This window comes from Huaxiibacter chinensis (assembly GCF_022171985.1).
Lineage (GTDB): Bacteria > Pseudomonadota > Gammaproteobacteria > Enterobacterales > Enterobacteriaceae > Enterobacter > Enterobacter chinensis_A.
This window is the reverse complement of the sequence record NZ_JAJVHF010000010.1, coordinates 17,620-38,567: the sequence shown is the minus strand read 5'-3', so window position 1 is coordinate 38,567 and position 20,948 is coordinate 17,620. Positions and strand designations below refer to the sequence as shown.

Genomic DNA, 20,948 nt, shown 5'->3' with positions numbered 1-20,948 from the left:
CGGCAGGACTGGGAAAGATCCAGTTATACAAAGGGATAGGTATACCATCGTATAGTATACCTAAAGATACTATTCCGAAAAAAGAAAGCTTCCTACACTGAGCCCAACACAGTCACTCACCGCAATTGCGGGGTAAGCCGTCACGTCTCATAGCCAAAAGAGGCGCTGTCAGCCTGCGTCGTTAAATTCGCGGAGTTCCGTCACTTTTACCTCAATGGGCACATTCATGACCAATAGCAAACTTGAAGTATTAACGCCGCATAACTGCCAGATCATCTTCATCGACCAGCAGCCGCAAATGGCTTTTGGCGTACAGTCAATTGACCGCCAGGTGCTGAAAAACAACGTGGTCGCACTGGCTAAAGCGGCGAAAGTGTTCAACATTCCAACCGTACTGACCACCGTTGAGACTGAAAGCTTCTCCGGTAACACCTTCCCGGAACTGCTGGATGTCTTCCCGGGCCAGGATATCCTGGAACGTACTTCCATGAACTCATGGGACGATCAGAAAGTGCGTGATGCCCTGAAAGCGAACGGTAAGAAAAAAGTGGTGGTTTCCGGGCTGTGGACCGAAGTGTGTAACAACACCTTTGCCCTGTGCGCCATGCTGGAAGGCGATTACGAAATCTACATGGTTGCTGATGCCTCTGGCGGCACGACCAAAGAAGCGCATGACTATGCCATGCAGCGTATGATCCAGGCGGGCGTGATCCCGGTAACCTGGCAGCAGGTTATGCTGGAGTGGCAGCGTGACTGGGCTCACCGTGATACCTACGACGCCGTAATGAACATCGCTAAAGAGCACTCAGGTGCTTATGGCATCGGCGTTGACTATGCCTACACCATGGTTCACAAAGCACCTTCTCGCCAGAAGAGCGAGCACAAAACTCTGGCACCGGTTCCTGCTCCGGTTCGCTAATACGTGAGACTGGCTGGCCCTCAACGGGCCAGCCAATTCGATAAGGAGGACCTGTGAGTCCTTTAATGATTTCTCTTGGCGCGGGTGCACTGATTGGCGTGGTGTATGCACTGCTAAAAGTTCAGTCTCCGGCTCCACCAGCGGTAGCCCTCATCGGCCTGCTGGGCATGGTTATTGGCAGTGCGTTGGGCGGAAAATTATTCCACAGCGAGTCGACGGCCTGGATACAAGACAACGTACACACGCAGGTTGCGGTAAAAACGCGCGCGCTATCAACCCCCTCTACCCCAGAACAGGCGGGTTGAATATGTTAAAAACCTATTCTGTTTCGCTCTTTGTCGGTATTCTGGCTGGGCTTATCTATGCGCTCCTTGACGTTAACTCGCCCGCCCCCCCGATCGTTGCTTTAGTGGGTCTGGCTGGAATGCAGATGGGTGAGCACGCTATCCCCCTGATTAAAAAAATCATTAAACGCGAGCCTGTTAATCTTCACTGGTTCCGTCATGAGTATAAACATAACATCGGGGACACCCCGCCGCCCTCCGGTGACAAAACCTCCTGAGTCAGCGCCTTATATAAGATTTTGAAAATTTAAGGAAAATAGCATGCAGCTGACGCAGCGCATTGTCGTCGTCGATGATGAACGTTCTGTCCGCAATGGTCTAACCAACCTGCTCCAGTCTGAAGGCTATCTGACCGACGCTTTTGAGTCGGCGGAATCTCTTCTGTGTGATGAAGCAGCGATGGCAAAAGCCGCGCTTTTTATCATTGATGTGCAGTTAAAAGGCATGAATGGTTTTGAGCTTTTCGTCAATCTTACCCGGCGGCTTGAAAATCCGCCGGGTATTATTATTTCCGGCGACGGAGAGGAGGGGATGTTGCAACAGGCTCTTGATCTGGGTGCCATTGCTTTTATGCCGAAGCCCATCGAAATTGACACATTATTTGAATATATTCGCGATGAGTTTTCCTCAAAGGCTGCCCCTTAATGAGTACGATTCCGGAAGTTTTGAACACAACTGAGAATGCGCAGATCGACCTGTCAGAGGAAATTAGCTTCAACCTTCTGGCGCAGGAGGGCAGTATCGACTGGTTTTTTTGTCATCATGGCACGACCGGTGAAACCTTTGTGCTGGCGACTGCCGGCAATGAAGAGTCGATATTTCATGTGACCAGACTACTCAAAAACGAATTTAGCCACCGGGCGAAACTCTCCGAGAACTGGTCCATACCGCCTCAACGCTATACCTATTATCAGGGGCGTTATGCGCTGGTTTACCGGCCCTTTACGTACCGTACTCTGGCCGATGTGCTGTGCATGCCTCCCGGTACCCTTTCCGAATTTCTCAGTTGTGCAGCAAAACTCTGCGGAACCTTAAGCATGGTGCACCAGAATGGTCTGGTGCACGGTGACATCAAGCCTGCAAATTTCTTTTTTAGCGATGAGGGAAACGTTCGCCTTGGGGGATTTGGGCTCTCTTTTGTTCAAAACGATCTCCTGCAGCAGCCCAGCCTTCCGGTTTCCGGGGGGACACTGGCTTATATGTCCCCGGAACATACTTATCGCTCTACCCATCCGGTTGATAAAGTCAGTGATTTATATAGCCTGGGTATTGTGCTTTATGAATTGTTAACGGGGCGCTTACCTTATGGCTGCGTCGAGGGAGGGCACGCGGAATGGGTGCATCACCATATAGCGTCCGAAGCCTTACCTCCGCATATGATTCGCCAGGATGTGCCGCTTATTTTATCGTCGATTATTTTGCGGCTGCTAGCAAAATCACCGGAGTATCGCTATCAAACCGTCGAGGGTTTGCTGGCGGATCTTTATCGTTGTGCTTCAACGCTGGGGTCGGACGGGCTGATTGAGCCCTTTGCACTTGGGCAGCAGGATTCGCAACCTTCCGCCTTCTCACCCGATATCCTTTTTACCGAGCATCCTCAGGCCCGGGATATCCTGTCGGCGTTGGATGATGTCAGCCTCAGCGGCAAGCACAGTCTGGTGGCGATAAGCGGTTCACCGGGCTCGGGTAAATCCTCCCTTATCGCGTCCTCCTTAAAGCTGATTATTAATAAGAATGCGTTAATTACGGTCGTGAAAGCGGATCAGTACGCGCCTGTTCTCCCGTACGCCGTCTTTACCGCTGCGTTCAGAACGCTGACCCTGCACGTGCTGGGCTTGCCAGCAGAAGAGATGATGCGCTGGAAAGCGCATATCACCAACCTGCTCGGAGAATACGTTGGGCTGGCGGTGAACCTGGTGCCGGAGCTTGGCGTATTGCTGGGTCAAAAGGCGTCAGTACAGACCCACTCGCACTCCCTGGATGCGCGCGATCGACTCAATCTGGTGGCATGCAGCCTGGTGAAAGCCTTTACGGCGCCGGGCCGCCCCCTGGTGATTTTGATCGATGATGTCCACTGGGCCGATCGGGCCACCTTGCTTCTGCTGCAAAATTTGCTCACCGTAAGCGAAGACATTCCGCTCTTACTTGTGATCACACACCGGGACAGCGAGTCGTTACCCTGTCCAATGATTGATGCCAACATTAATCAGATTCGCGCATGTGCTATGCGCATTACGGATATAACGCCTGAACCTCTCTCTGTAAAAAATATTGCGGACTGGCTTGCGGGGCTTTTGCATAGTCGCCACCAGGAAGCGGCGGAAATGGCCGAAATCATCCATGAAAAAACCGATGGCAATCCGCGCGCGACCCATGAGTTTTTCAGACAGGCCGTTCGCGACGGTCTGATTACGCACAATACCCCTTTTAAATGCACGTATGATTCGCACGCCCTTAAAAAACGACACTACACGGAAAATGTGGCTGCAAGTGTGTTACACCATTTATCCACGTTGCCGCTCCCTACACGGAAACTCCTGGGCAAATTAGCGTCTCACGGGAGCCGGGGAGAGCTGGATACCGTGGGCAGCATCCTCAGTATGCCCCTGAACGAGATTGAGCTTACGCTTCTGCCCGCTTTGACAGCCAGAATGGTCACGCTGAATGGAACAGAATATACGTTCATGCATGACAGTATGCATGAGGCTGCGCTGAGTCTTTTGGACGATAAAGATTGGGACAACTTCCACTATGCGGCGCTTCAGTATTACAGGCGTCAGTCCCGCCTGGAGAGCACCAATGCGCTGCTTTTCAGGGCTGCACATCATCTGCTCTCGCTGAAAGATCTGTCATGTCTGACGCACGATGCGCATGAAATGTGTCAACTCATGCTGAAAACAGCCCAGCGGGCGAAAATCACCGGCGATTACGTGTCGGCGCTGCGTTATCTGACGGTCGCCCGGTCAATCCACCGCAACGCGGGGTATGAAGAAAGCCTTGAGTTCCTGCAGGAAGAAGCCGAGTGCGAGTTTCTCAACGGTAATCTGCCCGCTGCGCTTGAGTTGAGTAACAGAATTCATGCTTTACCTGGCGAGATGACGGATAAAGCTGAGGCTGCATGCCTGATCGCCGAAATTCATCTGCGCCAGTCTGATAGTTATCTGGCACTGGAAACGGCCCTGGGCTGGTTGGCTGTCTTTGATATAAAGCTGAGCCTCAATCCTGTCCAGGCAGAGTGCGATGAAGCACGGATCGCGCTGAAAGAAGCTGTCGGTAAAAATCCCTATACCCGCTTCAGATCGCTGCCACTGGTGACCTGTAAAAAAACGGCGGCCATCATGAATTTGCTGGCCAGTGCCAGCACCTTCGCTGCATTTATAAACCCTCGTCTCCATTTCATGATTCTGTGTAAGCTGCTGCATCTGACCATGGCGCACGGGATGAGCGGGGCTTCGACGCTGGCGTTGTCATGGTATGGAGTGGTTTGTGGCGATCAATATGATGAATACAGCCGCGGCTTCGCCAGTGCACTGCTGGCACGCGAGTTAGTGTATAAGCATGATTTTGTCAGCTTTAAGGCCCGCACGCTCATGCCACTGGATCAGGTTAGCGTCTGGACGATGCCGCTGACCTATGCCATTGAGCGGGCGAAAACCACGTTTGATGTTGCTGTTGAAACGGGGGATCGGACCTCGGCCTGCCTGGCTCTGCGGCATATCATCATGAACTATCTTGCCAGGGGAGACCACCTGGAAGCCGTACACACTGCCATCACTCGCGGTATGCAGTTTGTACGAAAAGCGCAGTACCGTGACGTTGAGATTATCCTGAGTATTCAGCAGGAATTTGTCTCCTTTTTACGCAAAAGCCGCGGTGCGTCGTTTTCCGGAGACCATTTCCTCCCATCGGCCATCGAGATCGTTAAGCCCGACAAAGCGGTAGAGCCGATGAATCTGATGCAGTTCTGGGCACGGCTTTATAAGGGGATGGCCCACTTCTTTGCGAACGAATATGCTGCAGCTGAACGTTGGTTCACGGAGGCTGAACCCTTTACCCGGTTTATCCCGGGGCACGTGCATATGCTCGATTTCCATCTTTATAGCGCGCTTTCCCGCACGGTGCCGCTAGGTAGCGGAACCATGACCGAATCGCTGCGCCAGCAGCTGAAGGGGCATCTCGACAAAATAGCCATCTGGTCCACTGAGAATGCCAAAACCTTCGCTGACAAAGAGGCGTTGTTGCGTGCGGAGCTTTTGCGTCTGGAGGGGGACACGGCCCAGGCGTCAGAATGTTATGAAAGGGCCATTATGTTATCCCGTGAGGGCCAGTTCCATCATATCAACGCCCTTGCCTGTGAGCTGGCTGCGCGCATGGCTCTCTCCAGAAATATGCCCTTTGCCTCTGAAGGCTATATCAAAGGGGCGATTGCAGCCTGGGATCGCTGGGGGGCGGGCGCCAGAGTACTGCAACTGGAGATTCAGTATCCGGCGCTGGCGAGCCATTCACCGCAAACAGCACTGAATACCGTCTCCTTTGAACAGAGCGCAGTGATAAGCGATCTGCAAAGCATGGTGACGGTCATGCGTGCCCTCACCGAAGAAATTAACCTCGATCGACTCATCCATATCCTGATGATGATGCTCGTGGAGCGTGCGGGCGCGCAACACTGCATGTTAATCCGGTTGATTGATGGCGTCGTTCCTGAGATTCAGGCAAAGGCGTCGACAACGATTGATGGCGTAAAGGTGAGGATCGTGAAGGAAGTGCCAACGGCATCCGATCTTCCGCTTTCGATTCTGTCGGCCGTCATCAGAACAGGTAAAGAAATTCGTACCGGCAAACCAGAAGCATTCAGCCCTTTCAGCCAGGATAATTATCTGGTGGCTTCAGGAGCGGCCGTGATGTGCGTTCCCATGTTCAGGCAGGCGGAGATGGTAGGCGTGCTGTACCTGGAAAACCGGCTGATGCCTGATGTCTTTACCGCCGATCACTCCAGAATTGTTTCAATGCTCGGAGCCCAGGCTGCGGTCTCACTCGAAACTGCCCGCCTGTATGCTGAACTGGTAGATGAAAACAACCAGCGAAGAAAAATTGAAAAGCAGCTTCGTGCCAGCCAGACTTCTCTTATTCTGGGAGAAAAAATCAGCAATACGGGCACCTGGCACTGGCATGTCGAGCCTGATATCCAGTACATCACGGACGAATATAAACGTATTATGGGTCTGCCAGAAGAGCAGACCACCACCTCGATGGCCGAATTCCAGCGACGCGTCCACCCGGATGATATTCACTCTCTGCGTGAATTAATTAACACCAGCGTGAGTCGAGGGGGGGTTATGCAGGCCGAGTTCCGTATCATTCGGGATGACGGTGAATGCCGTTATATCAAAGGCATTGGCGAGCCTAATGAGAACTGGCCAGAAGTGGCTGAATACTTCGGTACGCTTACCGATATTACCACGCAGCGCCACGCTGAAGATGCCGTCCGGATTGCCCAGTTAGAGCTCGCGCGGGTTTCACGAGCGATTACCGTTGGTCAGCTGTCCTCCTCGATTGCGCATGAAATAAACCAGCCGCTGATGTCAATTGTTGCGAATGCTGGTGCAAGTCAGCGCTGGTTGAAACGCGATCCTGTTCACCTGGAGCAGGTGGTGAAGAGCCTTGATGAGATCATCCACGAAGGGCGTCGCGCTGGCGAAATTATACGCGGCCTGCAGGCGCTTACGCGCAATCAAACATCCGAGTTCGTCCCTGCAAGTCTTCATACGATCACACGTGAAATTATCACGCTGTCGCGGCTGGAACTGGAACGTCGGGCGGTGTCTCTTGAGCTTAATCTGGCGGCCCAGAATGAGACAATCCTGGGTCAGAATGTGCAAATTCAGCAGGTCTTGCTGAACCTGGCGATTAACGCGATTGAGGCGATGGGGGACAATACAGGGCCCAGGATATTGAAAATATCATCATATAACCCTTCGAGCGATCTCATCAGAATCGACGTTGCGGACAGCGGGACCGGGCTTTCAGAAGAGGTTATCGATAAAATCTTCGACTCATTCTATACGACCAAGGCTGAGGGTATGGGGATGGGACTCACGATAAGCCATGCAATTATCAAACGGCATGGCGGGCTGTTAAGCGCAGAGAACCGGCCAGAAGGGGGAAGTCTGTTCTGGTTTACGCTTCCGGTAATGCGTGAATCTCAAACGTGACGCCACACGCCCGCAGTAGGGTATGAACGAGAGGGGAACCGCTCTGTCTGGTTGCGCCTGGCGCCAGACAGGGACGTTAATTTTCGTGCAGGATGCCGAGTTTTTCCGCGGCTCTGATGAGTTCTGGCACCGACCGTACTTTCATTTTGTCCAGTACGCGACGCTTGTGCACTTTTGCCGTGATCTCACTGATTTCCATCTCAGAGGCGATCTGCTTGTTCAGTAACCCACGGATAATAAGGTGCATAAGCTCCTTTTCCCGCGGCGTCAATGAGTGCATTCTCGTGGTAAGCGTTTGTTTTTCTTGAGACTGTACGGCGTTCTTTTCAGAAACGCTGAGTGCGTCAGATACGCTATTCATCAGGTCGTCAGGAAGAACGGGTTTCGTGAGGAACTCAAAAGCGCCGGCTTTCATGGCTTTCACAGAGACCGGGATCGTGCCATGCCCTGTCAAAAAGATAGTGGGGATGGAATAGCCGCGCTCATTGAGTGCCGACGCCACTTCAAATCCGTTAAAACCCGGCATGTTCAGGTCAACGATCAGGCAACTGGGCAAACTGTAACTCTGTAAGTTCATAAACTCAGCGGGCGATGTGAACGCTTCTATAAGATAGTCTTCTGAGCTGAGAAGATTTTTTAGTGCAGAAATAACGGATTGATCATCATCCACGATATAAACTTTTTTATTCATATTGACCCATTATGACCGTGCGAGTTTTACTTATACAGGCACCTCAATATAACCTATCAGACCCTTGTTTGAAATATAGTTTCAGGTAAGAAAAGCAGCGTGCAGAGTATCCAGCAGAAGAGAAACGTATTTTCTTTCGATTAAATGAAAGTGATGAGATTTTGGTCGATAAACACCCTTATTAAGCGCACGTTTTATGTGGATAATCATCAGGGCTTTGATATTATCCTTGTTAAATACAGGTGTATAGAGAATTTCGGGATATGCAGGTCATGCGAAAAAGGGGGGGGTTATTAAGCTTATAAATCGATAAAAATTCGTTATTCTTACATTAACGGAAATATGAAATGCTTATCTAAAATTAAATATTACTGCAGTATCCTGGCATCGGTATACGTGCGTTGAAGAATTTCAATTATATTTTTGTATAACTATCCCCTGGTATAACTATCCTTTTGTATACTTCATTTTCCTACGGTTTTTCTTGATAATTATGGGCATACAAACATCGTTAATGTGTTTCTAAAATCTCGCGAAAAAATATTGTTTTTCATGGTCAGGGCTATGACCCAGACAACTTCTGGCCAAACGGCATATTTCAGCGTGTTTAGCAAACATACACGGGAAGGTATCGCTCGCGTGGCGGATATTACACGATAATAAAACGTGGGCCGTAGTGTTTGATAAAACACCGTCACGCTTTCTAGCCCCACACTGTTGCCATCAGCTTGTCTGCTGAACGCTGTGGCTGAAAGAGGCCAGTAGGGCGAAACATCAGGTCAGGCTCACCCGACAGGTAAGGATAGCGGCATCTGTGCGTACGTAGCTGAATCATTGTGAAGGATTAAACATGTCGCAAATCGCTCATTATTCTGTTCCGACAGGCCGCAAAAAGGTCTCTGCGAAGAAAATGGCGCACTTACCGCAGTTGAGGATGAGTAAGAATGACGAACGTATAATGCTGCAATTATATGTTCCACTCAACGAAGCAATAGGTACTGAGGTGGTGCTCAGGACGCGTTCCTCTGCCCGGTTAGGCGTGCGTAGTGGCAGAATGTTTGCCGTCATTCAGGAGATGATTGTCTGGATTGAGTGTCACCTTGGATCTTCTTTGTGTGTACAGGATATTTCACGAAAGAGTGGATATTCAACATGGCATCTACAACGCACGTTTAATCAAATGACGGGCTTTAGCGTCTATGAGTTTATTCGTACCCGAAGAGTAATTAACGTTGTGTACGCTTTAATTCACAGTGAAAAGCCTTTACTGGATATTGCCATTGAAAATGGATTTAACTGTCAGGTCTCATTCACCCGGACCATCAGAACATTTACAAACTATACGCCGGGTTATATTAGACAAAATTTCTCACTGAATGATCGATGGTTAATGAACGCACTTGAATTATTGATTTGCAAATAAAGATGCACCGCATCCTGTTTTTGGGCGTAAAGCGTTAAGCATCATGCCCAGTGCCAGCTTGTAGTAATGAAACCGCATTGTGTTTTATCTACGGGATAACACACCCAATAAAAGGGTGACGAATGAACAGTTTTATTACAGGGGAAAGATATGAACTTTAAAATTAGCGCCGTGGCGGTAATACTTGCCGCTCAGATGAGCACAGCATTTGCAGGGACAACTGAGAATACGCCAGCGCCAACAAAAGGCGTGGACGCATTTTTGCAGGTGCTGAATAGCGGCGGCGGAAAACCAATCGAGCAGCTCTCTGTAACTGATGCACGTAACGTCCTTATCGGCGCGCAGAAAGGCGCAAAATTACCCCCAGCCACGGTTTCTGAAAAAGTGATTACCGTGCTCGGCAAACCTCTGACGCTGACTATCGTAAAACCTGAAAAGCAGAGCGGAACCTTGCCAGTATTCATGTTTTTCCACGGCGGCGGCTGGGTATTAGGTGATTTCCAGACGCACGAACGTCTGGTGCGCGACCTGGTAAATGAATCTGGTGCCGCGGCGGTGTTTGTGAACTACACCCCTTCTCCGGAGGCGCACTTCCCGGTAGCCATTACTCAGGCCTATGAAGCAACGAAGTGGGTTGCTGAACATGGTGATGAGATTGGTGTGGACGGTAAGCGCCTGGCGCTGGCAGGTAATAGCGTGGGGGGGAATATGGTTGTATCCGTGGCGCTGCAGGCGTTACGTAACCATACTCCCGCGATTCGTTACAACGTTATGCTGTGGCCGGTTACCGATGCACACTTTACTAATGCATCTTACAATCAGTTTGCGGAAAATCATTTCCTGACTAAAAACATGATGAAATGGTTCTGGGATAGCTACACCACATCCGAACAGGATCGCAACAATATTCTGGCTTCGCCATTACGTGCCACTACTGCTCAGTTGAAAGGTTTGCCTCCTACGCTGATCCAGACTGCTGAACTGGACGTCCTTCGCGATGAAGGTGAAGCATTTGGCCGTAAGCTGGATGCCGCCGGCGTTCCGGTTACCGTTACCCGTTACAATGGCATGATCCACGATTATGGCCTTCTGAATGCGTTGAGCCAGGAACCGACCGTGCGCACCGCCTTGCAGCAAGCTTCTGATGAACTGAAAACGCACCTGCAGTAATGGCACGGAATATGACCCTCACTGACGTACTTGTCGCTCTTTAAGCCCCTGTCCGTGACTGGACGCTTTTAGCGGACCAGTTCACCACGTGCGGCTTTTAACCTGGGTTCGGTTGTTTCACGAACTCAGGTTTATTTTCTGTTAGTTTTCTCCATCCTGCCTTTAGCTGTTCTCTACGGCCCTGAATTGTCCATTAGCCTGATTACGAAGCGTTATTTTCCTTAAAGCAGGTAGGGCCTCACTGAGGCCGGGGTAATCAACACACATACCATGATTGGCTGTTGTAGGTTGAGTTATTGGGGGACAGGGTAATATGAGTCGTCCCGGAAATTGTGCAGCCGGCACGTTTACATAACACCTTCTTGCAGCTGAAGCGAAAAAGAAGGATCGACGGAACGGTAGGGCCTGAATTTGATGAGTGAGTTTCAGGTTTAGCGGGATAAATTGAGAGCACAAAAAAGCCCGCAGGGCTTGCGCCGTGCGGGCTTTCAGGACTTCGTATCAGGCTCTGGTGACCATCAACCAAGAATTTTGGTGGAGCTGGCGGGAGTTGAACCCGCGTCCGAAATTCCTACATCCTCGGTACTACATGCTTAGTCTGGTCTTTACATTCGCACGCCAGCTGCGGACAGACACGCCACTAACGAACTAGCCTGATTAGTTTTAACGCTTCGGCCCCAGGCAGGACGTCCACGCGATCTCTTTTGGGTTTGACCTCTCTTGATCCCCGTCCTAAGAGCGGAGGCTAGGGAGAGAGGGCTCTTAGCAGGTTATTAAGCTGCTAAAGCGTAGTTTTCGTCGTTTGCGACTATTTTTTTGCGGCTTTTTACGAGGCCAACCGCCCCTCGGCATGCACCTTGGGTTTCGCAAATCCCGTCGAATCCAGAATCAGCCCCAATGTGTTGAACTCAGTATACCAGAACTGCCCGTGTAGATGCCAGTCCGTCGCAGTAAGTTCTTAAATCAGCGTCTTTTGTTGAAAAGATGAACAGTGATTAACGTCCTGCGTGCTTCATGATACGCGCTTTATCAAGCTGCCATTCACGATCTTTCAGGTCGGAGCGTTTATCATGCTGCTTTTTACCTTTTGCGACGCCGATTTTGACTTTACACCAGGCGTTCTTCCAGTACAGCGACAGTGCCACAACGGTATACCCTTCGCGATTGATGCGACCATACAACGAATCGAGTTCGCGCTTGTTCAGCAGCAATTTACGCGTGCGCGTTGGGTCGCAGACGTAGTGCGATGAGGCAACGGTCAGCGGCGTAAAGTTTGCGCCGAAGAGGAAGGCTTCGCCGTCAATCAGGATCACGTAGCTGTCACTGATGTTGGCCTTGCCTGCACGCAGCGATTTAACTTCCCAGCCTTGTAGCGTAAGACCGGCTTCGAATTCTTCTTCAATGAAATATTCATGGCGGGCACGCTTGTTCAGCGCAATGGTTGCCGAGCCAGGTTTATGTACTTTTTTCTTCGTCATAAGTGTCGTAAAGCCATAGGTAATCTGATTTCAAAAAGTAACCTCATTGCGATTGCGTCCCGTGAGGTCTAACGCGCTATCTTAGCACGAGATGAGGCTTAGCGTTTTTTTAACAAGGGATAAATGTTAGTATTTGTTGGTTGTGTGAACATGGGAAATGTTATGCCTCAGATTAGTCGTACTGCGCTTGTCCCCTACAGCGCGGAACAAATGTATCAGTTAGTGAATGACGTCAACGCCTATCCGGAGTTTATTCCGGGATGCACCGGTAGCCGGGTGCTGGAGGCGGGGCCAAATCAGATGACTGCTGCTGTAGATGTCTCTAAAGCGGGGATCAGCAAAACGTTTACCACCCGAAATACGTTGACCAGTAATCAAAGTATTTTGATGCATCTGGTGGATGGCCCGTTCAAAAAGTTGATGGGCGGCTGGAAATTTACCCCGCTGAGTGCGGATGCGTGCCGCATTGAATTTCATCTCGATTTCGAGTTCACGAATAAACTGATTGAACTGGCGTTTGGCCGCATCTTCAAAGAGCTGGCCTCTAACATGGTGCAGGCGTTCACGACCCGCGCCAAAGAGGTTTACAGTGCTGCCTGAGATCGTTGTCGAGGTGGCGTACGCGCTGCCGGAAAAACAGTATCTGCAGCGAGTGAAGCTGGAAGAGGGTTCAACGGTCGAAGAGGCTATTCGCGCTTCTGGTTTGCTGGAACTACGCAGCGAGATTGATCTGCAGAAGAACAAAGTGGGCATTTATAGCCGCCCGGTAAAGCTGTCCGATCAAGTCAAAGAGGGCGATCGCGTTGAGATTTACCGCCCTCTCATTGCCGATCCAAAGGAACTGCGACGCCAGCGTGCAGAGAAAGCGGCCAAATAATGGCGCACTGACCTGCTTAACGGGTGAAATGGCCAACAAAAAAGGTGCTCATTGAGCACCTTTTCGCATTTCTCAAACCTTACTCTTTCGTGAGCGCAGGTTTGTTATCGATATTGGTTAACACACCGCTGCTGTTAAAGGTCAGCGTCAGCGTCTGCTGGGTGACGTTTTCATGGCCCGGCTGCTGGCGGAATACATAGAACCAGGTATTCGTGCCGAATGGATCGGACATCATCGGGGTTCCCAGTGCATAGGCAACCTGCTGTTGAGTCATACCGACACGGATTTTAGACACGTCGTTAGCAGTAAGGTAGTTCCCCTGGTTGATATCAGGACGGTAAACCACTTTCTGGAAAGTGGAGCAGCCTGCAGTCAACATCAGAAGAACCGCTGCGGCAGCGGTCAGCATTTTACAGCGCATAATGATTTGATTCCTTTTCGGGCCCGAGCAGAACGCGGCTCATATGTAATATGCCGATGATAATAGACCTTGCCCCACTTTGAAACCTCTGGTCAGGCCTAACGGCATTTTTGTTGTTCTGTATGACTCTGAGATCCCGGAAAAGTTTATGCTGCCAGCAATTCTTTGGCGTTAGCCAGGGTATTGCGAGTGACTTCACTACCGCCCAGCAGGCGCGCCAGCTCCTGCAAACGGGCTTTCTTGTCTAACGTCTGCATATGGGTTTCCGTCATTTCGCCGTCAGTTTCTTTACTGACGAAGAAATGGTGATGCCCGCAACCCGCCACTTGAGGAAGATGGGTGACGCACATAACCTGTGTCGATTCGCCCAGCTGGCGCAACAATTTGCCGACCACAGCCGCCGTTGGACCGCTGATGCCCACATCCACTTCATCGAAAATCAGTGCCGGAGTTTCCATTTTACGGGCCGTAATGACCTGAATAGCCAGGGCAATACGCGACAGTTCACCGCCGGACGCCACTTTAGAAATCGCCTGTAATGGCTGACCAGGGTTGGTGGTCACGCGGAATTCGATTTTGTCTGCACCCTCGGCCGTGAGATGGTTATCTTCAAATTTCACGTCGATAGAGAAAATCCCGTGCGGCATAGACAGCGCGTGCATGCTGTTGGTGATGAGCTGGCTTAGCTCATCGGCGTAATGCTGGCGGATTTCATGCAGCTGTTTAGCGGTTTCCATCGCCTGCTGGTGATGTACCTGTACTGCCAGCGATAGCGTTTCCTGGGAATCAGCTTGATCGTCCAGCTGTTGCTGTTCGTCGAGCAGGGACTGATGGAACGCCGGTACTTCTTCCGGTGCGATGTGATGCTTACGCGCCAGAGAGATCTGCCGGGAAATGCGCTGCTCCAGCTCAAACAGTCGATTGGGATCGAGATCCAGACGTTCACAGTAGTGACGCAGTTCATCGCCCGCTTCGGATATCTGGATAGCGGCTTCTTCCAGCATGTCCAACACGCCAGAAAGTTTGCTGTCGAGCCCCGCCAGCTCGGCTACCTGCTGACGCACGGTGTAGAGCTGACTTTGCAGGTTGAGGTCTTCACCGTCGGCAAGCAGAGTTAACGCCTGCTGGCTGGTCGAGAGAAGATGGCCGCTGTTGGCAAGACGCTTATACTCTTCGTCTATTTGCTCAAATTCGCCCGGCTGCGGGTTGAACTCATTAAGCTCTTTTAACTGGTATTCCAGCAGTTCTGCGCGGGCGGCGCGTTCCTGGCTTTGCTGCTGATGTTGCGCCAGCTCGCGACAGCTCTGATGCCACTGACGATAATGTTCTGCCATCAGTTGAGTAAGCGCATACTCACCTGCATAGCCATCCAGGAGACTTTTTTGCTGTTCAGGTTTAACCAGCTGCTGATGCGCGTGCTGACCGTGAATTTGGATCAGCAACTGGCCCAGTTCGCGCAGTTGCGAAAGGGGGACGGCAGTGCCGTTGATAAAGCCACGCGAGCGACCGTCAACGCTGATAACACGGCGAAGTAAACACTCACGTCCATCTTCGAGTTGGTTCGCTTCAAGCCAGCGCAGGGCCGCGGGGGTATCTTTTAAAGAGAAACGCGCGCAGAGATCGGCGCGACTTGCGCCGTTACGCACCATATCGCCTTCTGCACGGCTGCCAAGGCACAAACCGAGCGCATCGATGGCAATAGATTTACCGGCACCGGTTTCCCCGGTGATGGCCGTCATTCCGCTCTGAAAATCAATCTCAAGTTCACGAACAATGGCGAAGTTGCTGATGGTCAGTTGTGCCAGCATAAACGTTTTCCTGTATGAAAAACCATAACTGTATTTTCATACAGTATAAACTGGTTTTTTATACAGTAAAGTACTGGAGCGAAAAATTAGAACAATTTTTTTGACCAGCCTAGCTTCGAGCTTAATGTGTTGAAATAGCTGTAGTCTTTTGGATGGATAAGATTCAGATGGTAATCGCAGCGGCGAATTAATACATCTTCACCTTCCTGGATGGGCAGGGCGATTTGGCTGTCGCAGCTGATTTCAAGGTCGCTACGGCGATGGGAAAAGCGCAACCGGATCGTGCTGCTGCTGTTTATCACCAGCGGGCGTGCAGAGAGGGTGTGTGGGAACATGGGCACCAGCGTGATTGCATCCAGAGACGGCGTCAGGATGGGGCCACCGGCAGAGAGCGAATAGGCCGTTGAGCCGGTAGGCGTAGAGATAATAAGCCCGTCAGAGCGCTGAGAGAAGGCGAACACTTCGTCGATATAGACTTCAAATTCAATCATATGCGCAACTTTGCCCGGATGCAGCACCACTTCGTTAATGGCGGTGCTGATGCGCGTTTGGCAATTTTGCTGGCAGACCTGCGCCTCCAGCAAGAAACGTTTCTCGCTGATGTAATGTCCTTCCAGCACGTCGGCGAGCTGTTGATGTGCGTTGTCCGGGTCGAGGTCGGTCAAAAAACCGAGATTGCCACGGTTAATGCCGATGACCTTGATATCGTAGCGGGCCAGCGTGCGTGCGGCACCCAGCATATTTCCGTCACCGCCAACCACCACCGCCAGATCGGCCTGCTGACCAATTTCTGCCAGCGTGCCCGTCTTAACGTTCTGCAGCTGCAGCTCCTGGGCAATTTGCTGCTCAACCATAACCTCGTAGCCTTTGGTGCACAGCCAGCGATACAACATTTCATGTGTCGTCAGCGCCGTTGGGTGACGTGGATGTCCGACAATCCCAATACACTTGAAATGATTATTCATTTTCTGGAGGTCCTTGTGCCGAATGATGGTGACATTATGCTTTGTTCCCTTGAATCCCGGAAACTGATCCCCATAATAAGCGAAGTTAGCGAGATGAATGCAGAAAAAACGCGGAGAAATTCATGAGTAGTAAAGAACAGAAAACGCCTGAGGGGCAAGCCCCTGAAGAAATTATCACGGAACAGCACGAAGACATTGAGGCTGTCGAGCCGGTTGATTCTGCTGAGCAGGTGGATCCGCGCGATGAAAAAATTGCGAATCTGGAAGCTCAGTTAGCCGAAGCCGAAAATCGCGAGCGCGATAGCGTTCTGCGTGTGAAGGCCGAGATGGATAACCTGCGTCGCCGCACGGAACTTGACGTGGATAAGGCGCGTAAATTCGCCCTTGAGAAGTTCGTCAATGAACTGCTGCCGGTGATTGATAGTCTGGATCGTGCGCTGGAAGTGGCTGATAAAGCTAACCCGGATATGGCCCCAATGGTAGAAGGTATCGAACTGACGCTGAAATCCATGCTGGATGTGGTGAGCAAATTCGGTGTCGAAGTCATTGCCCAGACCAATGTTGCCCTGGATCCGAACGTCCATCAGGCGATTGCTATGGTGGAATCTGAAGAGGTTGCAGCGGGTAACGTACTGGCTGTGATGCAGAAAGGTTACACCCTGAACGGCCGTACTATCCGTGCTGCGATGGTGACGGTGGCGAAAGCCAAAGCCTGATTCGTCCTGCATAATGCCGGGTAGTGGCGAAAGCCATTACCCGGCCTGCTGTTACTCTGCGATGCTTTCACGCAGGGGTTTAATGGGCAGGATTTTCACCTGCTTAATCATATTGTCCTGTACGTCCAGGATATCAATATCATATTGCCCGATACGTACCCGCGTGCCCGCCGCAGGGATCTCCTCCAGCGCTTCCAGAATCATTCCATTCATCGTACGCGCTTCGTCTTCCGGCAGCTGCCAGTTGAAGGCTTTGTTAAGCTCACGAATATTGGCGCTACCGTCAATCAGCACCGTTCCGTCGTTTTGTGGCGTGACCTCTTCAGCCAACGAAGGCGACATGGACGTTGTGAAATCACCGACAATCTCTTCCAGAATATCTTCCACCGTCACCAGGCCCTGAATATCGCCATACTCATTGACTACCAGACCGACTTTCTTCTTATTGCGCTGAAATTTGACCAGCTGCGTGCTCAGCGGCGTGCCTTCCGGGATGTAGTAGATTTCATCCGCGGCGCGCAGCATCACCTCTTTGGTGAACTCTTTTTTCTCGGTCATCAGCCGATACGCCTCACGCAGGCGCAACATGCTGATAGTGTCATCCAGCGAGTCACGATAGAGGACAATACGTCCATGCGGCGAGTGCGTCAGCTGGCGGACGATAGATTTCCAGTCGTCGTTGATGTCGATGCCGACGATTTCATTGCGTGGCACCATGATGTCGTCGACGCTGACTTTTTCCAGATCCAGCACGGACAACAGCATATCCTGATTACGGCGGGAAATTTGCGAGCGGGATTCATTCACAATGGTGCGCAGTTCATCTTTGCTGAGCGCGCTGCTTATGGTGACATCGGCCTTAATGCCCATCATGCGCATCAGCACGCGCGTGACCTTATTGAGCAGCCAGACCAGCGGCAGCATAAGGATCAACAACGGACCGAGTAAGAAGCTGCTTGGATAGGCGACTTTTTCAGGATAGAGCGCGGCGATGGTTTTTGGCAGCACTTCGGCAAAAACCAGCACCACAAACGTCAGGACGCCGGTCGCAATGGCCACGCCCGCGTTTCCGTAGAGGCGCATCCCGACAATCGTGCCCAGCGCGGAGGCGAGAATATTGACAAGGTTGTTGCCAATCAACACCAGACTGATCAGACGGTCAGGCTTACGAAGCAGCTTTTCAACGCGACGGGCAGCCCGGTTACCTTGTTTGGCCCGATGACGTAACCGATAACGGTTCAACGTCATCATGCCGGTTTCCGAGCCAGAGAAATAGGCGGAGATAACCACCATAATGACCAGCGTGACGATCAGCGTGGTGGTAGAGATGTGTTCCAGGGGGAACTCCTTTATGACTTAGCTTATGAACTGCTGGACGACGCGGCTACCGAAATAAGCCAGGGTCAGGATACCCGCGCCCGCAACGTTGAACCAGACGACGCGACGACCGCGCCAGCCTTTCTGATAGTGGCCCCACAACAGGACAATATAGACAAACCACGCGATGATGGAGAGGATCGCTTTGTCGATATTTTCCACGCTGAACAGGTTCTGCATATAAAACAGGCCAGTACAGAGCGTCAGCGTCAGCAGCACAACGCCAATCTGGGTGATATGAAACATCTTACGCTCGATCACCATCAATGGCGGCATTTCATGATTAAACACCAGCTTTTTATTTTTAAGCTGGTAATCAATCCAGGCCAGCTGCATGGCGTACAGGGCCGCGATGATCAGGGTCGCATAGGAGAACAGCGACAGGCCAATATGCACCAGCATTCCCGGCGTGGTTTCCAGATGCGTAATGAACTCGTTGGGCATGAAGGTGGCGAGGGCCAGATTGATGAGCGCGAAAGCATAAACAATCGGCAACAGGAGCCAGCCGCGATTTTTCGAGGCGACAATGGTCATCACCGTACAAATCATCAGGCTGACCAGCGAGCCGACGTTCAGCACGCTCAGGTTTTGCACGCTCCCGTCTCCGGGAAGAATACGTGACTCCAGCGCAAACGCATGGCTTATCAGTGCGATCACCGCCGACAAAATAGCCATGCGCCGCCAGCCGCTGTTTTTTTGCAACAGGCCAGGAATAATCAGCGCAAGACTGACAGAGTAGGCAACAAGGGCGATCAGTGCGAAAACAGGCATATAGGCGTCGACAGTTGTCTTATTAAGAAAGAGAAGCAGTATAACGTTACGTGACGCCTGCTCCAACCGTTGCATAACAACAAAGGCGCCTTCATGTTATACTCCGGCAAAATTCTCTGTATGTGTCGCTATGGCGACCCAACGTTTCTACCTCAGGCGAGAGACAATGTTTGATAATTTAACCGATCGTTTGTCGCGCACGCTGCGCAACATCAGCGGCCGCGGACGCCTTACTGAAGAAAATGTGAAAGAGACGCTGCGCGAAGTGCGCATGGCGTTGCTCGAAGCCGATGTGGCGCTGCCCGTCGTACGTGACTTTATCAACCGCGTAAAAGAGAAAGCGGTAGGTCATGAAGTGAATAAAAGCCTGACGCCAGGTCAGGAGTTCGTCAAGATTGTCCGTAACGAACTGGTTGCGGCAATGGGCGAAGAAAACCAGGTCCTGAACCTGGCCGCGCAGCCACCGGCTGTCGTACTGATGGCGGGCCTGCAGGGTGCGGGTAAGACCACCAGCGTCGGCAAGCTGGGTAAATTCCTGCGCGAAAAGCACAAAAAGAAAGTCCTCGTCGTTTCGGCCGACGTTTATCGCCCAGCGGCGATTAAACAACTTGAAACCCTGGCCGAGCAGGTTGGTGTGGACTTCTTCCCGTCTGACGTTGCGCAGAAACCTGTCGACATCGTGAACGCGGCGCTGAAAGAAGCGAAGCTTAAGTTCTACGACGTGCTGCTGGTGGATACCGCGGGTCGTCTGCACGTAGACGAAGCGATGATGGATGAGATCAAACAGGTGCATGCCTCTATCAATCCGGTAGAGACGCTGTTTGTTGTTGACGCCATGACCGGCCAGGATGCGGCGAATACCGCGAAAGCGTTTAACGAAGCGCTGCCGTTAACCGGCGTGGTGCTGACCAAAGTGGACGGCGACGCCCGCGGCGGTGCGGCACTCTCTATTCGTCATATCACCGGCAAGCCGATCAAATTCCTCGGCGTGGGCGAAAAAACCGACGCGCTGGAGCCGTTCCACCCGGATCGTATTGCTTCCCGTATCCTGGGCATGGGCGACGTACTGTCGCTGATCGAAGATATCGAGAGCAAGGTCGACCGTGCGCAGGCCGAGAAGCTGGCGACGAAGCTGAAAAAAGGTGACGGTTTCGATCTGACCGATTTCCTTGAGCAGCTGCGCCAGATGAAAAACATGGGCGGCATGGCAAGCCTGATGGGCAAGCTGCCGGGCATGGGCCAGATTCCGGATAACGTAAAATCGCAGATGGATGACAAAGTGCTGGTGCGCATGGAGGCGATCATTAACTCCATGACGCTGAAAGAACGTGCGAAGCCAGAAATCATCAAAGGTTCACGTAAACGCCGTATCGCCGCAGGCTGTGGTCTGCAGGTGCAGGACGTTAACCGCCTTCTGAAGCAGTTCGACGACATGCAGCGCATGATGAAGAAAATGAAGAAGGGCGGCATGGCGAAAATGATGCGCGGGATGAAGGGGATGATGCCCCCTGGATTCCCTGGCCGCTAAAAACAAGGGTATAAGGCTATCTTGTTTGCCATTTTAGTCCCGGGGTGTGCTCAAAATGCTCACGTACTCCGTGTACGCTCCGCTTTTTGCGCGCACGCCGGAACTAAACTGGCTGCACCGATATACGCCTTATATCCCTTGTTTGACGCTCAGCGCCAATATGCTGATTGCATTTTCCCCAGAAATCAGTAAAATTTTCGGGCTTTTAATATGACACTGGGCTCCGTTCCTCGATGGGGCCCAGTGTT

18 protein-coding genes and 1 other RNA gene are annotated in these 20,948 nt (G+C 51.6%); 11 read left to right on the top strand and 8 right to left on the bottom strand.

The features are described from left to right. Positions 1-226: 226 nt before the first annotated feature. Genes LZP96_RS18600 through LZP96_RS18580 form a run of 5 tightly spaced genes read left to right on the top strand, consistent with a single transcriptional unit; the run spans position 227 to position 7,475 of the window. On the top strand, positions 227-919 hold the full coding sequence (locus LZP96_RS18600; protein ID WP_064327077.1) for a hydrolase: 693 nt from the start codon (positions 227-229) through the stop codon (positions 917-919). Positions 920-972: 53 nt separating this feature from the next. Then, positions 973-1,224, top strand: a complete 252-nt coding sequence (locus LZP96_RS18595; RefSeq protein WP_064327076.1) for a DUF1427 family protein — start codon at positions 973-975, stop codon at positions 1,222-1,224. Between the two features lie 2 nt (positions 1,225-1,226). After that, positions 1,227-1,481, top strand: a complete 255-nt coding sequence (locus LZP96_RS18590) for a DUF1427 family protein (protein ID WP_064327075.1) — start codon at positions 1,227-1,229, stop codon at positions 1,479-1,481. A 43-nt stretch (positions 1,482-1,524) separates the two neighbouring features. Beyond that, the gene (locus tag LZP96_RS18585; protein ID WP_064327074.1) at positions 1,525-1,908 is read left to right on the top strand and encodes a response regulator; all 384 of its coding nucleotides are present in this window, start codon (positions 1,525-1,527) and stop codon (positions 1,906-1,908) included. Then, on the top strand, positions 1,908-7,475 hold the full coding sequence (locus LZP96_RS18580) for a trifunctional serine/threonine-protein kinase/ATP-binding protein/sensor histidine kinase (protein WP_258926220.1): 5,568 nt from the start codon (positions 1,908-1,910) through the stop codon (positions 7,473-7,475). Before LZP96_RS18585 ends, LZP96_RS18580 begins: the two co-directional genes overlap by 1 nt. Positions 7,476-7,551: 76 nt before the next feature. On the opposite strand, the gene LZP96_RS18575 is transcribed toward LZP96_RS18580, so the two are convergent. Continuing rightward, entirely contained in the window at positions 7,552-8,166 is a 615-nt protein-coding gene (locus tag LZP96_RS18575; RefSeq protein ID WP_064327072.1) for a response regulator transcription factor, read from the bottom strand. Positions 8,167-9,016: 850 nt separating this feature from the next. Here LZP96_RS18575 and LZP96_RS18570 point away from each other — a divergent pair. Both LZP96_RS18570 and LZP96_RS18565 read left to right on the top strand, forming a co-directional pair. Next, positions 9,017-9,589 carry a helix-turn-helix domain-containing protein gene (locus tag LZP96_RS18570; RefSeq protein ID WP_082904943.1) on the top strand — a complete coding sequence of 191 codons (573 nt, stop codon included), beginning with the start codon at positions 9,017-9,019 and terminating at the stop codon, positions 9,587-9,589. Positions 9,590-9,739: 150 nt separating this feature from the next. Then, positions 9,740-10,759, top strand: coding sequence for an alpha/beta hydrolase (locus LZP96_RS18565; protein WP_258926219.1), 1,020 nt, complete (start codon positions 9,740-9,742; stop codon positions 10,757-10,759). A 532-nt stretch (positions 10,760-11,291) separates the two neighbouring features. Here the strand turns inward: LZP96_RS18565 and ssrA are convergent. Together ssrA and smpB are read right to left on the bottom strand one after the other, a co-directional pair. Then, positions 11,292-11,655, bottom strand: a transfer-messenger RNA (tmRNA) gene (ssrA, locus tag LZP96_RS18560). Between the two features lie 99 nt (positions 11,656-11,754). After that, positions 11,755-12,237: an SsrA-binding protein SmpB gene (gene smpB, locus LZP96_RS18555; protein ID WP_064327070.1), complete on the bottom strand. Its 483-nt coding sequence runs from the start codon at positions 12,235-12,237 to the stop codon at positions 11,755-11,757. A gap of 162 nt (positions 12,238-12,399) precedes the next feature. Here smpB and LZP96_RS18550 point away from each other — a divergent pair, with 162 nt between their 5' ends. Together LZP96_RS18550 and LZP96_RS18545 are read left to right on the top strand one after the other, a co-directional pair. After that, positions 12,400-12,837 (top strand): type II toxin-antitoxin system RatA family toxin, encoded by a 438-nt coding sequence (locus LZP96_RS18550; protein ID WP_258926218.1) that lies wholly within the window; start codon positions 12,400-12,402, stop codon positions 12,835-12,837. Then, a complete protein-coding gene (locus tag LZP96_RS18545) occupies positions 12,827-13,114 on the top strand; it encodes an RnfH family protein (protein WP_064327068.1) in 288 nt (95 codons plus the stop codon). The genes LZP96_RS18550 and LZP96_RS18545 overlap by 11 nt, the downstream gene beginning before the upstream one ends. 79 nt (positions 13,115-13,193) lie before the next feature. Here the strand turns inward: LZP96_RS18545 and bamE are convergent, their stop codons facing one another. The 3 genes from bamE to nadK form a co-directional block, all read right to left on the bottom strand. Continuing rightward, complete coding sequence (gene bamE, locus LZP96_RS18540; protein WP_064327067.1) at positions 13,194-13,535, bottom strand: outer membrane protein assembly factor BamE; 342 nt, start codon at positions 13,533-13,535, stop codon at positions 13,194-13,196. Positions 13,536-13,681: 146 nt separating this feature from the next. Next, the gene (recN, locus tag LZP96_RS18535; RefSeq protein WP_064327066.1) at positions 13,682-15,343 is read right to left on the bottom strand and encodes a DNA repair protein RecN; all 1,662 of its coding nucleotides are present in this window, start codon (positions 15,341-15,343) and stop codon (positions 13,682-13,684) included. A gap of 86 nt (positions 15,344-15,429) precedes the next feature. Beyond that, on the bottom strand, positions 15,430-16,308 hold the full coding sequence (gene nadK / locus LZP96_RS18530; RefSeq protein WP_064327065.1) for an NAD(+) kinase: 879 nt from the start codon (positions 16,306-16,308) through the stop codon (positions 15,430-15,432). Positions 16,309-16,430: 122 nt separating this feature from the next. Between nadK and grpE the strand changes: the two genes are divergently transcribed. Then, positions 16,431-17,024 (top strand): nucleotide exchange factor GrpE, encoded by a 594-nt coding sequence (grpE, locus tag LZP96_RS18525; RefSeq protein ID WP_064327064.1) that lies wholly within the window; start codon positions 16,431-16,433, stop codon positions 17,022-17,024. Between the two features lie 51 nt (positions 17,025-17,075). Here the strand turns inward: grpE and LZP96_RS18520 are convergent, their stop codons facing one another. Both LZP96_RS18520 and LZP96_RS18515 read right to left on the bottom strand, forming a co-directional pair. Further along, positions 17,076-18,362, bottom strand: a complete 1,287-nt coding sequence (locus LZP96_RS18520; RefSeq protein WP_064327063.1) for an HlyC/CorC family transporter — start codon at positions 18,360-18,362, stop codon at positions 17,076-17,078. An 18-nt stretch (positions 18,363-18,380) separates the two neighbouring features. Further along, positions 18,381-19,172 carry a cytochrome C assembly family protein gene (locus LZP96_RS18515; protein ID WP_064328173.1) on the bottom strand — a complete coding sequence of 264 codons (792 nt, stop codon included), beginning with the start codon at positions 19,170-19,172 and terminating at the stop codon, positions 18,381-18,383. 166 nt (positions 19,173-19,338) lie between these two features. On the opposite strand from LZP96_RS18515, the gene ffh reads away from it, so the two are divergent. Beyond that, on the top strand, positions 19,339-20,700 hold the full coding sequence (gene ffh / locus LZP96_RS18510; RefSeq protein ID WP_064327062.1) for a signal recognition particle protein: 1,362 nt from the start codon (positions 19,339-19,341) through the stop codon (positions 20,698-20,700). Positions 20,701-20,948 lie beyond the last annotated feature (248 nt).

What these genes read in the sequence shown, in the direction of transcription:
- LZP96_RS18575 (WP_064327072.1), bottom strand. Translation starts at nt 8,166, where the DNA reads ATGAATAAAAAAGTTTATATCGTGGATGATGATCAATCCGTTATTTCT.
- LZP96_RS18515 (WP_064328173.1), bottom strand. Translation starts at nt 19,172, where the DNA reads ATGCCTGTTTTCGCACTGATCGCCCTTGTTGCCTACTCTGTCAGTCTT.
- LZP96_RS18550 (WP_258926218.1), top strand. Translation starts at nt 12,400, where the DNA reads ATGCCTCAGATTAGTCGTACTGCGCTTGTCCCCTACAGCGCGGAACAA.
- recN (WP_064327066.1), bottom strand. Translation starts at nt 15,343, where the DNA reads ATGCTGGCACAACTGACCATCAGCAACTTCGCCATTGTTCGTGAACTT.
- smpB (WP_064327070.1), bottom strand. Translation starts at nt 12,237, where the DNA reads ATGACGAAGAAAAAAGTACATAAACCTGGCTCGGCAACCATTGCGCTG.
- nadK (WP_064327065.1), bottom strand. Translation starts at nt 16,308, where the DNA reads ATGAATAATCATTTCAAGTGTATTGGGATTGTCGGACATCCACGTCAC.
- ffh (WP_064327062.1), top strand. Translation starts at nt 19,339, where the DNA reads ATGTTTGATAATTTAACCGATCGTTTGTCGCGCACGCTGCGCAACATC.
- grpE (WP_064327064.1), top strand. Translation starts at nt 16,431, where the DNA reads ATGAGTAGTAAAGAACAGAAAACGCCTGAGGGGCAAGCCCCTGAAGAA.
- LZP96_RS18580 (WP_258926220.1), top strand. Translation starts at nt 1,908, where the DNA reads ATGAGTACGATTCCGGAAGTTTTGAACACAACTGAGAATGCGCAGATC.
- LZP96_RS18565 (WP_258926219.1), top strand. Translation starts at nt 9,740, where the DNA reads ATGAACTTTAAAATTAGCGCCGTGGCGGTAATACTTGCCGCTCAGATG.
- LZP96_RS18570 (WP_082904943.1), top strand. Translation starts at nt 9,017, where the DNA reads ATGTCGCAAATCGCTCATTATTCTGTTCCGACAGGCCGCAAAAAGGTC.
- bamE (WP_064327067.1), bottom strand. Translation starts at nt 13,535, where the DNA reads ATGCGCTGTAAAATGCTGACCGCTGCCGCAGCGGTTCTTCTGATGTTG.
- LZP96_RS18585 (WP_064327074.1), top strand. Translation starts at nt 1,525, where the DNA reads ATGCAGCTGACGCAGCGCATTGTCGTCGTCGATGATGAACGTTCTGTC.
- LZP96_RS18590 (WP_064327075.1), top strand. Translation starts at nt 1,227, where the DNA reads ATGTTAAAAACCTATTCTGTTTCGCTCTTTGTCGGTATTCTGGCTGGG.
- LZP96_RS18600 (WP_064327077.1), top strand. Translation starts at nt 227, where the DNA reads ATGACCAATAGCAAACTTGAAGTATTAACGCCGCATAACTGCCAGATC.